The organism is Bradyrhizobium sp. USDA 3311, from assembly GCF_054062495.1.
The window spans coordinates 9,181,110-9,194,128 of record NZ_JBSSFI010000001.1 but is presented as its reverse complement, the minus strand read 5'-3'; the positions used below and the strand labels follow the sequence as shown (position 1 = coordinate 9,194,128).

The following is a 13,019-nucleotide window of genomic DNA, read 5'->3' as shown; positions in this document are numbered from 1 at the left end:
GTGATCCGCGCAGTGCGAGCGTCACGATGATCGCGGCCGGTGCCGATCTGAAGATTTACATCGCGACGCGGCCGATCGACTTCCGCTGTGGCCACGATGGGCTTGCGGCGAAGGTTCAGGAGATGCTTCGTCTCGACCCATTCAGTGGCGCAGCCTTCGTGTTCCGATCAAAACGAGCGGGCCGGATCAAGATTTTGGTCTGGGACCAAACGGGCCTGGTGTTGGTGAACAAACGCCTTGAAGGTTGCAATTCGCTTGGCCAGCGATCGCGGACGGCGTGATGCGCATGTCGCCGGCGATGTTCGCGGCCTTATTCGAGGGTCTGGATTGGAGGTTGGTCCGCCCGGAGGAAACACGACGCCAGCAAGCGGCGGGATGACTGCGACAGAATGACTCGGAAACTATTTTGAACGTGGCATGCGCGGCGACGATGTGCTCGAAATAGCGCATGAGCATCGCGGCGCTGCGCGATGAAAACGAACGCCTGAAGGCGCTTTTGGCGCAAACGCAGGCGGCCTTGAGCGAGCATCAGGGGGGCACTGGCGGCGTCGGAGGAGGCCCGGCGTCGGCTGGAGGTCATCCTCGGCGAATTGCGACGCGAAAAGTTCGGTTCGAAGTCCGAGAAGCTGCGGCCAGATCAGTACCATTTGCCGCTCGAAGACGTGGAGATCGCGCAAGGCATCCTGGACGCGGCGCAGGAAAGAGCCGAGACGGTCATCCAGGGCCGATCGCAGAGCGATCCTGATCAAGGTTCTCATCGCAATCGCGGCTGCTTGCCTGCCCATTCCGCGAGTGGAACGGATCATCGAGCCCGCGAGCACGCTCTGCTCGCCGATAACATCCGCTACGCTCAATCATTGGCGGGGACTGACCCGCTTCCTCGACGACGGTCGTCTCGAGCTCGACACCAATCCGGTCGAAAACGCCATCCGGCCGATCTGCTTGTGCCGGGCATGAGGTCGGAATCGAAGACCTCATGCCGTGGCGATTCGGCAAAGCGTCAAGCTGCGTCCATAGGGTGACGACGCCGTCCGAAAGGACGTCGCCAAATGCTCCTGCCGTCGACGACGTCCCGAAGGTCTGCTGGCAGCACGGCTATGCCCGTGCCGCGGGCTGGGCTATGGAATACCTATTCGGTGGGCGCGTCGCCGTGCGGCTGTCCAGGCCAAGCGCCAGCGTTCAGCGACGGTTTGACACTAACAAGCCCATCTTGTCGCAATTCGGCCGTGTGGGGCATACCCAGCATGGTGAAAGTTGTGGTCGGGGAGGTATTGGTAGGCAAGAGTCCGGCCCTGCTTAATATGTTGATCTGCGCATCCGAGGCCGTATGGGGCAAGAAGACCCAGAGGTCGGCTATAAAACGTTCGTTTTCTGGAATGAAATCTGTGAGTTCCAACAGCGCAGCCCCGGCGGACGAGGACGGCCCGGCTCGCGACGGCCCGGCTTGCGATGGTCCAGCCTGCGATCGGCCGGCTTCCCAAATCAGCTCAGGATCGAACTCGGGGAGTTCCGCGATGGCTTGAGCAATCGGCTGCTGCGAGCCGGGTTGCGGAGAGCTTTCCCTGTCGGCCACCAATGGCCCGGGGGAGGGCGCAGCCGGCGCATATAGATCATTGTCCCAATCCAACAGTGATGGATCGGGATGCCCCGACTCCAAGTATTGCGAATAGGGATGCCCGGCGTCCAGATATGGCGAGTAGGCTTCGCCCTGCTGCACGGGAGACCCCGCAGCACGTAGCGGAGCACTACCTTCGAACTCGCTCAGCAGGTGCTCAAAGCCCGCTGGGTCCGCGGGCGGTGATGGTGAATCGGGCTGCGGGCTCGTGTTCGTTGGGCTGATTGAGTTGAAATCCATTCTGTTCCTCCTTTAAAAGGTCGGCTCGAGCCCTAGTTCGACGGAGGCCATTTGCATTGCGACCTCCAGAGAAGCGTTTCGAAGGCTCGTGTGGAGTGCAGCCTCCGAGCTGCCGGCAAAATGGCGCCAGCCACGCTTGCCGTTATTCCGAGCATCGGGTGCTCCATTACGATGGATAGGCGGCATCGCCGTCTAGACATCCGCTCTCCCATGTTAAGAGAGTGAGCTTTCGAGAAGCTGACGAGCGTCAAAAGGATTGGCAATGAGCCAATGGAGACGGCATTGACCTCCGCCGAAAGCTGCCGCGCAATCTCAATTTCATCTCTGGCCTGGCGCAGGCTCGCGCACGATGCTGTCCTGACGCGGCGCGTCTGAAGAATAGGGGGCTTCCGGTCGTCCATCGCGAATGACCGTGGGTAAGCGCGAAGCCGATACCAGCAGAGTCAGGATCGTCGTCTGATGGGCATCGATCAGATCTTGTTCCCGCTCGCGCATTCGTCTGGCCGGACGGGAGGCCGGCGGGCATGGCGAAGCCGCTGTCGATGGATCTTCGCGAACGTGTACTGACCTGTATTGCAGGGGGCATTTCTGGCCGGCAGGCTGCCGACGCGTGCGCCTTATAAGACACCATAGCTATCAGGTGCTCGAGGAACAGCAAGGTCTAGCTGGATCGAATGTAGCTGTGGCATCTCCGGCGCGAGGTGGTTTAATAGGGGCGCCTGCTTTCGAACATGGTAGCGAGCAGTTGCGGTATGGAAAGCCAGCGGAAGGCGCGCTTACGGGACGGTGAGCCCAGAAACCCCGAGCCGTCGATCCCTGATGCGTACGGCCGTAGCACGACTTTCAGCCCAGCGATAAACGTTTCGAGAAAAAGCCAAATGAAATCTCAGCCCGCTGCTGCACGTGACAGAATTAGTTTGGCGATCTTCAATTGGTTAGCGGGAGTTCGCAGCACTGCCGGTAATGCCGCCACTGCCTGATCGAGAAGACGTCCCAAAACCTGAAGGTCTTCGGGGTCGTAAACGCCACGGTCTCGCGACAGTCGCGCTGTTCGCCGGTCGCCAGCGCGGCCAGCGGTTCTCGTGTCGCCGGGCTGGGCGAGCTCCAGTTCCGCCGTAATCATTTGGTTTGTGAGTGCGTTAAGCAGTCGGATCGCTTCGAGCTCGTTGCCTTCTTCGCTTATGAGGGCAGCCACGATGTCGAGTTGAAGGTCGATGCGATTCTCGAGGTCCTGTATGCGTGAATTGGAGGGGTCAAGTTCCACGGTGTTGCTCCAGAGTAGTTAAATGCAGGGCAGGCTGGGTAACGGTTGTGTCGTGCTTCCCCGTTCGCGAGACGGCAGACGCGACGCTAGAATGAATGGCTGCTGCACCAGGCATGGTGCGCATGCACGGTCGCCGAGGAGAGAGGGTGGCAGGCATGTGCCGCTGGATCGCAAAGCCGGAATCGAGGGTATAGAGCGCTGCGAACAGCGTTGTAGATGACCCGTCATTTGATTGGACCGTCGAGCCGGTCGAGCGCGTCGGGCAATGGCAGTGACTCCAACCAGCTGGGACGCCGCTGATGACGGCAAGTCGAGAAGCGGCTGCCCAAACTGCTGCGGGATTTCTTGCCGCGTGGCATAGCGATCGAGACGTAACCAGAGGGCTCGCGAGCCGGAGTGCCATACAGAGCGCTTGGCGCTGGACGAAGCTGTTGCTGAAGATGCGCCGTTAGCTGGCCCAAAACCGGACTTCTCATCATGCCAGACATTGATGGCCCAGCCCATGCCAGGCAACCCAGAACCAACATCCGCTACATACGACTGAAGTTTGTCTCCGCGATCGTTGACTGGAGATGCCTGGCATGCTGAGCGTGCGGACGGGCTCCTGGAAGCTGTGCGCGCTGAGATCCAAGACCGGCAGATCGCGCACGTCCACCACTCGGTCCGATGGTGTTGCAAGGATTGCTGACAAGGCATAACCGCGTCTTGATATGTTCCAAGAGCGGCGGCGCGTAGAATGAGATAGGGGGACGTCAGTCTGTAGGAAGCGGGTGTGGGCGCCGCCCACCGACGAAAGCTGAGCACGCGAGCAGAGTGAGAATCCACGATCACACGACGTACGGGGGCGGACAGTAAGATCGCGAGGCTGGTCTCATCACACGGATCGACATCAGTGCCTCGTCCTGGCCGGAGGATATGTGTCTTGCACTTAAGGTAGTTAGATAGCTGACTGTACTGCTTTGCTTGGAGGCCGCGACAGCGGCGGATTGTCGACGCTGCCCGCCTGGTCAGGGCAACAAGTCCAGCCCGCACCGGTGTAGAGGGCAGTTCGCCTGCCCGAGTTCTATGCAGCGCACGCATTTACCCGGCCAAACAGTGTGCGTGAGAGCCGATCTTTTTGGAGGCCTTTAGTATGAGGCAAAGGGGGAGGCGACAACGCGATCGATTGCGCGCCAGACGTTGCGATTGGCCATCCGCGCATTTCAAAGATTGAGCGGTGTCGTTGGGGATGTAGCCACGAGAAGCTTGAATTGGCCTGCGACTATGCTGAAAACAAAAAGGATCCATTGTCACACGACATTCGTGAAATGTGCTTTCCGGAAACCGGCGATCGACTTATGGGTATTTGGCTGAAATCTGTAAAATTGAAAGTGTCGATGGGATGCATCCAGTTCGTGGATGGCGAACGCGAGTAATCTCATCGCCTACATCGAAAGCGCGTTAGTTAGATTTTTTCCGCCGTCTTGTTCAGTGAGCTTAAGGGCTTTCAGGCAAGCCTGCTGATTCGTTGATGACCGGCCACTTCAGTATGACGTGTACCGGGCTACCCTCAACCATGAGCGCCTGTGGCTTCCCATCTGAGAAGTTGGCAGGCCAATCGAGCGTCAGGTTCCATCTGCTGTCTGCCGGTACCTGCATACCGCCGGTTGGCGCATATAGGTTGACAGTCCCCTTTATGCGACCGCATTGCTCGATGTAGGTGCCCCTATGCGAAGGTTTCCAACGTCCATCGCGACAATCTTGCCGTTGCCGACGTAGACGGCACCGCCGCCAGTTCCGCCCATGCCGACAAAGTTCATTGCGCAAAGCGCGCTCACAATGAAGAATTCCCTTCGAAAGCAGAGTTTCAGTGTCGAAAAGCACAGTCAGAAAAATTGACCGCTTGAGCGCTGCCATTGAGGCTGATGATCGCCTGTGCGGTAGGGCAAACGACAACCAAAATGGCAATCAGCGTTCGGATAGAACCTCAGTGCGTCGGTCTACTTGCCAAGTATATGATTCCCCAATCTAGACACTATCCGCCAAAGCTATCGAGAATTTCAGCTTTGATTGCCGTTGCGGTGTACAGGGAAATCTCCAGCGGAAGGTTTCCGAATGCAAGCTGGCAAAGCAAGTAGTTGGCACCTGCCTCTTCCATCTGGTTAAGAAGGAGCTGTCGGACGGAAGCTGGCGTTCCGACGACGCACAATTCGCTCTCAAGTGCTGCATCGAAGGTCAGCGGAAGGGCGGGCGGTGTCGGAATGGCATTCAGCTCGTAAAGAAACTTGAAGCTCTCCAGCCATCGTCGATACGCAGTTTCGGCCGCCGCATGAGCGTCCTGGTCAGACTGCGCAATCACGACCATGCGGGCCAGCCCGAGAAATGGCTCGCGGCCGTGTGGGGTTGTACTGTGGGCTCGATGGGCGCGGTAGGCATCCGTAACGTTCCGGACAACACAGGCGCGGCCTACGCACGCCAGATTGACGCCATTTGCAGCGGCCCACTGCGCCGACTCGGCCCGATTGCTCGCGATCCAGGTCGGCGGATATGGACGTTGATGAGGCCTCAAGGTTAAGGGTACTTCGCTGAGCTCAAAGTGGTGTCCCTGATAAGATAGCGTATGTCCCTTCAGCGCAATATTCAGGATTTCGCTGGCTTCAGTATAACGGCCTGGTGCGGCTTCTGCACTAATGCCGAAATAGCCCCATTCAATCGGCTGGGAGCCGCGGCCGATCCCGAGCTCGAGCCTGCCGCCGCTCAATTGGTCAAGCATGCAGATCTCTTCGAATGCGCGCAATGGATGATAAAGGTTGAGCAACAGGACGAGCGGACCGAACCGCAATCGCCGGGTACGCTGCGCGACGCTTGACAGAAACAGGTTCGGCGAGGGCCCTCTGCCATGAGGTGTGCAGTGGTGTTCGGCGAGGTGATAAGCGTAGAAGCCGAGAGAATCGCAGACCTCCGCCAGCTTGAGACGATCTTCATATTGTCGTGCGGCATCTCGGCCGTCGTCATCCAAATGGTCGAAAATTCCGCACGTTAGTCTTGAAGGAAAGCCACTCTTCACTCGATCAATCTCCGATTATGGGATAGTTGGCGAGTCCTGGTTGCTTCATGCTCTCGCTCAAAAAGGTCTCGCTCGTCATTTGGCCGCTTAGTTCGTTCTCTTTGGGTGCGTGGATCTGTGCTGGCACGATGTGATTGGGGCACGAGAATGCGCAGATGACGGTCCGGCCCTTGCTTTGATAGAAGTTGGCTAAGCGCCTCCACACCGAGCATGTGCTCGACCGGAAGCATCGGTACCTTCGCGTTCTCCTCTTCCTGGGCCTTCACCGCTTGGCCGCAGAAACGCCCATGGCGCCAAACCTGGCACAATTGAAGATCGCTTCAGAGGTCCCGTGCCTGCGAGCCAGATCAGCTCGGCACGGCTACTATTTGTCTATCATCGGCCGTAGCGTCTCCTTCAGGTCGACATCGGGTAGCTGTGCGAGCGCTCCAACGAACGCGAAAAACGCTCCAAAAGCTGCAAGTATAAGAGAGGTTGCGAGTATCGCTGCTCCAACGTCCTGAGGGCGTCTCGTCATTCGTGTCACTTTGGGCTTGGGAAGGCGGCGTTGATGCCAATCAGTTCTGCTCGACAGTTTCAACATGGCCGTGGCGCCAGCGGTAAACGAGAAAACCAGGAGCCGCATTGTCTTCTTTTGTACCGAACCAGACCGGGCCAATCACGGTATCGATCGGCCGTGAACGAAGTGCACTGGCGACGCGCGCAGCATTGAAGGAGCGCCTCTGCCCATGCTTGCACGGCTGCATAGGCGTAAAGCGTGTAGCCTTCGGACAGGTTGGAAGCTTTGAGTCGGGCTACCACGCCGAGTGCATTGGCATTCCTGGCGGGCGCTGGCATGAAGGTAAACAATGTTCTATTTCCAGCCCTGCTGGTAATGGCCCAGAATTCAGAGGTCATCAACGGATCGCTCGCCATGACGATGAGTCCGCTCCTGCTTCTGATGCCTGGCGTACAAACAATCCAATTTCGGTACGATAGCCGCCGATATAGGCGACGCGCACCCGATCCTTCTTCATTCTTAAGACCAAACGCCCTGTAATCCTTTTCACTTTCTACATAGCTTTGCCGAATGACTTGTTCTCCGAATCTCTTGAGCTGTGCCTCAACCACGTCGGCGATGCCCTTGCCCGCGGTGCTCTTGTCGTCGAACACTGCGATCTTGTCGTTAGGGTAGTTCCGGTGAATGTACTCAGCGGCAACGGTGCCCTGTTGGTCGTCGCGGCCGCAGATCCGAAAGACAGAAGGCCGCGTTCTGTTAGCTGAGGATTTGACGAGCCAGGTGACACCTGCAGGATGGCTGCTTCGGCGGAGGCCGGGATCGACGAAGAGGAACAAAAATGGCCAACGACCAACCGGACTCGCTCTGTTGTGAGCTTATTCGTGACTGCGGCAGCTTGCTTCGGGGCGTAGGCATCGTCGGCGACACTCAATATCACCCTGCTATCGGGAATTAGGCCCGAAGCGTTCAATGCCTCCAACGCCGCAGCCGCACCATCGCGCATTTGCGCGCCGAACGCATCGCTGCTTCCGCTCATTGGGCCAGCCACGGCAATACTGACCTCGGAACCGAGCACAGCGGAGGCGAGGGCGCAGAAGAGAAGCGCTGCAGGCGCAGCAGAAGCGTTACGCCCATTTAACATTGTAGAGCTCCCAATGTTCACCTGAAGTGAACCGCCAGCAGCTGTGATCAGACGTGCCGGCAAGTCGAGGTTGCCTGCCAAGCGAAGCGTGCGTTAGGTCGGCCGGATTGCAACCACGGTAGAGCCTACAATTTGACGTTACGTGCGGTTCAAGCCCCCTTTTGAAGGGAGTCACCGATCGGCAATTCTATGCGGAGCTGACCATGAGGACGTCAATACGGCTGATCCTCCAACCCGCCAAGGGCGAGATCGAGATATTGCATGAGGCTGGGATCCCAACCAGCCAGACTGCGGGGGGCGCTTAATCGTGCAAGTACCTTCAGGACCATCGAAACGCGTGAATCCGCGCCGGCGATTTCGCTGATCAGCAGGCGTGCTGCAACTGCGACAGCCTTTGCCCGCTCGCCGCAAGGGTGCTCGCCCCGATCCATACAATCACGCAGGTCGTCGCGGATCCGCCGCCACCGCTCCTCGCGATCTGCAGCTAACTTGCAGGTGCATCGGGATGTCTGACTACGCGTCTCGACCCGCGACATGGCATTCAGGGTGGCAGGCAGCTCATCCACACTTACCTGGATCTCACTGTCGATGGTCATGTTGCGCAAACGATCTCGCAACAGAGTAGTTCGAGCGACTTGAAGTTCTATCCGCTCTAGATGTTTGCGCAGCAGGTCGGTGAGTGAGGTCGTGCCCTCCATAGCTTTACGGATCTCGATAAGGGAGAAGCCAAGCTCACGTAGCGCCCGAATCTGGTGAACCCGTTGCACGCTTTCGCGGTCGTACATTCGGTGACCGCCGTCAGTACGCTCTGAGGCTGCTAGGAGGCCCGTGTGTTCATAATGATGCAGCGCGCGCACCGTTACTCCGGTCGCCTCTGCAAGTTCGCCAATGCGCCATCGACGCCTTCGTGGTGTAGCTTTGCTCATGTTGTTCATTTCAAAGCCTACAACCTGACGTCACGTATGATTCAAGCTATTTCAAAGCTCTAACTGGATCGTCTTCCATTCCAGCGCGAGAGTGGTGACTATCCTCAGAATGGCGGGGGATCAACCCTGAGCGGAAAAATGGTGATCAACAAGTTCGTCAGGCATGCCAGTTGAGCCTCGCCAGCCGCTGTACGCTCCAGGATGAGTTGGCGATTGCCGTGCGATTCTCCGGATTTCGCATCGATGGCGGTAACGCGGTGGCCGCGCCATCATAAGGGCTTCCCAGACGGAAAGCTCTTCCGGATCGAACACCCTGCTGCATTGCTCCAACGTTCAGCCCTTGTTTGCCATTGCGTCAGGGCAGCGCACGTCGTCAAGACGTTTGGCCGCGGTAGGGCCAAAAGAAGTCAGACCGGCGGCGCAGAGCGACGAAGATGCGATGTACTCCAGGGTGATGCGACAGGGCAACACACGTGCGCGATGCTTACTTCGAGAGCGTAAGAGGTCGTGGTCATATACATGAGAGATGACCACCACGCTCACTGTGCGCGTGGTACAGCTCCGAAGAAGCGGAATCGTCTCCGCTCATTGGGAGCCGCTACTCATTCGGAGACTTGACGACGACAGCCGCGCGCCGATCCTCCCTGTATCGAGGCAGGTACGCCCGGACGCCGGGTTGCAACGTAAAGGCCTGGCTTGGCAGCCAGCGCGTCGCTCCGTCCCTGTCTGTAAGAGGTCCGCCAGTCTGAGCCGCCGCTTGCACGACGAGCCTGATGCCAACGTGCGAAAGAGCTTCGCAACGTCGTCATGATAGCCGTCCGCTGCGAGGATCTTTATCCAGCGACAATGAGTTCGAGCGAGGCAAGCCTGAATTGCGTGCTTTGAGACATGTGTTGGGATATGAGGCTCGCAGACTTTGCGAACGTCCTTACGACAACGGCGAGACAGATCGTGCGAAATCGCCGGCAGTATCCGCTGGTTTCGAAGTGCAGATGATGGAGGGCTCTTGTGCAGTTGCCATGAGGGTAGCCTCCTGCAACAATATCTCTCGCATCCAGATGCTTTCCGGGTCGCTGTTGTGAAACACGGGCCATTGGACCGCCTCGGTGAAGGCGGGGAATGGCTGCGGAAGCTCGGCAATCCGAAGGGGCATCGTTCTTTGGAAATGCTTTACGAGCCTTAATGGCATCGTTCCTATGCGGTTCGTGCCTACCAGCAAGGGCGGGATCATGCTGAAGCTCTGCACGAGAATGTCGATGCGCCGATTGAGGCCGAGATCGAGTAAAAAGGATTCCTCGACCGGGATCTTGCGCGCACCTCCGAGCTTAACCGCAACGTGGCCCATCGACATATACCGATCCAATGTAAGCCGCCGTAGTAGTTGGCTGTTCGTGCAGCAGCCTACGCAGACGAGGCTCTCCTCGAACAGGGCCGCCCTGGGGTGCGCGCTGGACATGAATAATTCCGGCAGGATAACAAAATCGACTTCGCCGCGGCGCAGAAGCTCATCGTGCTGATCTGTGAGTGGCACCAGTTCGAAGCTGACGGCGGGTGCTTCTCGCGCGAGGCGCTCCACGACATTTCGGAAGAATACGACTGTCATAAAGTCAGAAAGGCCGATCCTGAATCGCCGATTCGATCGAGCCGGGTCGAACACGTCCCGCGCGATAATGGAGAGCTCAACGTGCATTAGAGCCTCGCGAACTGGAGCTGCGAGTCCTTCCGCGCGCGCGGTCGGGACAAGTTCCCGCCCTCTCATCGCAAACAGATCATCACGGAAATAGGTGCGCAGCCGGGCAACGGCTGCGCTCATGGCCGGCTGACTCAGGTTAATCTTGCGTGCCGCTGCGGTGAGGCTGCGCTCAGTCATTAGAGCATCCAGCGCGACGAGAAGATTTAGATCCAGGCCGTTGAAACGCATGTCTTCTTATCCAGCACAAACCATCCTTGCGGTGCATACAACGAGCGGTGACGGCTCGTCTGATGCGGTCTTATTGCGTCGTCCGAATGGACATCGGTTCCATCGTGTGATCGCGAGAAGACGCTCGCGAAATGATCGCAAGAATGGCGAGCAAGGCGGTAGGCCGACCACCAGCGGCCGAAAACCGTCAGGTGCCCCGAAGCTGATCGGTCTCGCCCCTTCCGACGAGCCACGCAACAGGACCCGGTCAGTTCGTTAATGGCAGATCAACCACAGTGTCCGGCCAGCGCCCTAAGTTCGCCAAAGCGCTCCGTCGACGGGTTCCGTAGCGCAGCGTTAGTCACGGCGGCCAATCTACAACCTGACGCAGTGTGGGGTTCAAGCGATTCTATTGGGCAAGCCAAACATTTATTGTTCTGGAAGAAGCGAGCGCAATATTGCTGGGCGCCAAACCACACCTGCGAGATCACCACGCTCACCACCCGGCAAGCCTTCGCAACTGATCGCAGCCTCCCCGCGGCCTCTAGCAGCTTCGCCCCCGAGACGGTTGAGATGATAAAGTTGCCGAGCACATCGAAGGATTTAATAGCGTATTTAGAACCGGCTTATGGTGAGCCTAGCAGCGCCTTCGAGTTGGAGGCTCCTGATGCCCAGATGCCATGTTGGATGCCTCCTCCAGCAATATCCGCCTCATCCAAATGCTCGCCGGGTCGGTATTGTGGAACGCAGGCCACTGCACAGCCTCGGTGAATGTCGGCAGGGGGAGCGGTGGTTGGACGATCCGCAGCGGCATCCGCTTTTCAAAGTGTCTGGCGAGCCGTAATGGCATCGTGCCGATACGGCCCGTGTCTAACAATATCGGCGGAATCAGGCTAAAGCCCTGCACAACGACCTCAATGCGTCTCTTGAGGCCGTGCTCAAGCAAAAACCATTCTTCTAGGTTTGGTCTCAGCGCCCGTCCGAACTTGGCCGCAACGTGCCCCATCGAAATGTATTTCTCGAACGTAAGCTGCCGCGATAGCTGCTTGTTCGCGCGGCATCCCACGCACACGAGGGTCTCGTCGAACAGCGTCGCCTTAGGGTGCGCGCTCGACATGAACAATTCTGGCAGAATGAGAAAGTCGACCTCGCCCCGGCGGAGCAGCTCATCGGGTTCATCGGAAAATGGCAGCAATTCGAAGCGTACCGCGGGGGCTTCGTGTGCAATACGGTCCACGATTCTCCGAAAAAAGACGATTGTCATGAAATCGGAGAGAATGACCCTGAAGCGTCGGCTCGAGTGAGTCGGGTCGAACCCGTCCCGTGATATGATCGAGAGTTGGATGTGCAGCAGGGCCTCGCGAATCGGACCTGCAAGCGCCTCCGCGCCAGGTGTCGGGACGAGCTCGCGACCTCTCATGGTAAATAGTTCATCGCGGAAATAGGTGCGCAGCCGCCCGATCGCAGCGCTCATAGCGGGCTGGCTCAGGTTAATTTTGCGCGCCGCCGCTGTGAGGTTGCGCTCCGTCATCAGAGCATCGAGCGCAACGAGAAGATTTAGATCGAGTCCCTTGAACCGCATGTTGTGAGTCTATCCATCGTGTGGATGTGTTCTATCGAAACAATCGATTTTACCAAATCGCGAGATGTTGGATAGCAAACATCGGTTTGGAAAAGTAATCATGGCATACCACGATGGCTGTTGGTCGTTCACGCGGGCTCAGAGAAAAACTCCTGGAGGTGCGAGCACCCGCCGCATCGGTTTCGCGGGCTGCGATGGGCGCGCCGTGCGTGCCGCATCGCTTCTTCTCGGTTGCGAAGCGCGCTCGATCGGACGCCAAGCGGGTCCCGATAAACGTTGGTATGCGTACTCCATCCGTTTCCATATTGGAGGTTTACCCACGTACACTTGAGGGCGCGTTCAGCCTCATTCTAGTGTCGCGGAATAGCGGCAGGTGCAGATTGCGCATGCCAAGTATTCCCGGCGACTGTCCAAACGGCTCGCCTGTCCACCGCATTCAGGGCGAGTCGAAGATGCATAAGAACCAGTTTGATCTAATGCCGCTCCGATGCGCCCTCGAAGCGGCCCCGCGCATCGATGGCATGCCCTCAGACGTCAACACGTCGACAGCGATGCTGGACGAGGCGGAAAAGCTCCATGGTGCAGACAGGTTCTGGATGGTCCAATCGCCTCGTCGGCATCTTCCTGCATATCTCGCGCGGGGCATTGGCCGGGATGACGAGCGCGAACCATGCGATCGCTTCGTCGCGAGCGAAGGCGCACGGCACGGTGCAGGCGAGGGTGCTGAGCTCCTACGACGCATGGCAGCGCATTTCAGTATTGATCAGCGGTTCGGCGAGTAGCGACATCACGTGACCATCTCCGCT

Annotated in this window: 10 protein-coding genes and 2 pseudogenes; 4 read left to right on the top strand and 8 right to left on the bottom strand. The window is 58.2% G+C overall.

Features of this window, described 5'->3' with window-relative positions; translation table 11 throughout:
- Positions 1-26 precede the first annotated feature (26 nt).
- From tnpB to ACVWW6_RS43680, 3 genes and pseudogenes are all read left to right on the top strand, one after another.
- Entirely contained in the window at positions 27-281 is a 255-nt protein-coding gene (gene tnpB / locus ACVWW6_RS43690) for an IS66 family insertion sequence element accessory protein TnpB (protein ID WP_202633234.1), read from the top strand.
- A gap of 309 nt (positions 282-590) precedes the next feature.
- A pseudogene (locus tag ACVWW6_RS43685) lies at positions 591-725 on the top strand (transposase domain-containing protein); the annotation flags it as partial.
- 13 nt (positions 726-738) lie between these two features.
- Positions 739-951, top strand: a pseudogene (locus ACVWW6_RS43680) (IS66 family transposase); the annotation flags it as partial.
- Between the two features lie 178 nt (positions 952-1,129).
- Here the strand turns inward: ACVWW6_RS43680 and ACVWW6_RS43675 are convergent.
- From ACVWW6_RS43675 to nodD1, 8 genes are all read right to left on the bottom strand, one after another.
- Positions 1,130-1,855, bottom strand: coding sequence for a hypothetical protein (locus ACVWW6_RS43675; RefSeq protein ID WP_456682963.1), 726 nt, complete (start codon positions 1,853-1,855; stop codon positions 1,130-1,132).
- 886 nt (positions 1,856-2,741) lie between these two features.
- Entirely contained in the window at positions 2,742-3,119 is a 378-nt protein-coding gene (locus ACVWW6_RS43670) for a NolY (protein WP_456682962.1), read from the bottom strand.
- A gap of 2,014 nt (positions 3,120-5,133) precedes the next feature.
- Complete coding sequence (locus ACVWW6_RS43665) at positions 5,134-6,165, bottom strand: LLM class flavin-dependent oxidoreductase (RefSeq protein ID WP_271612326.1); 1,032 nt, start codon at positions 6,163-6,165, stop codon at positions 5,134-5,136.
- Positions 6,166-6,741: 576 nt separating this feature from the next.
- Positions 6,742-7,317, bottom strand: coding sequence for an ABC transporter substrate-binding protein (locus ACVWW6_RS43660; protein WP_456683261.1), 576 nt, complete (start codon positions 7,315-7,317; stop codon positions 6,742-6,744).
- Positions 7,218-7,667 carry an ABC transporter substrate-binding protein gene (locus ACVWW6_RS43655; protein ID WP_245448782.1) on the bottom strand — a complete coding sequence of 150 codons (450 nt, stop codon included), beginning with the start codon at positions 7,665-7,667 and terminating at the stop codon, positions 7,218-7,220. The genes ACVWW6_RS43660 and ACVWW6_RS43655 overlap by 100 nt, the downstream gene beginning before the upstream one ends.
- 350 nt (positions 7,668-8,017) lie before the next feature.
- A complete protein-coding gene (locus tag ACVWW6_RS43650; RefSeq protein WP_179879918.1) occupies positions 8,018-8,731 on the bottom strand; it encodes a MerR family transcriptional regulator in 714 nt (237 codons plus the stop codon).
- A gap of 928 nt (positions 8,732-9,659) precedes the next feature.
- Positions 9,660-10,652, bottom strand: a complete 993-nt coding sequence (nodD2, locus tag ACVWW6_RS43645) for a transcriptional regulator NodD2 (RefSeq protein WP_456682961.1) — start codon at positions 10,650-10,652, stop codon at positions 9,660-9,662.
- Positions 10,653-11,268: 616 nt separating this feature from the next.
- A complete protein-coding gene (gene nodD1, locus ACVWW6_RS43640) occupies positions 11,269-12,213 on the bottom strand; it encodes a transcriptional regulator NodD1 (protein WP_097668515.1) in 945 nt (314 codons plus the stop codon).
- A 576-nt stretch (positions 12,214-12,789) separates the two neighbouring features.
- Here nodD1 and ACVWW6_RS43635 point away from each other — a divergent pair.
- Entirely contained in the window at positions 12,790-13,008 is a 219-nt protein-coding gene (locus tag ACVWW6_RS43635; protein WP_456682960.1) for a hypothetical protein, read from the top strand.
- Positions 13,009-13,019 lie beyond the last annotated feature (11 nt).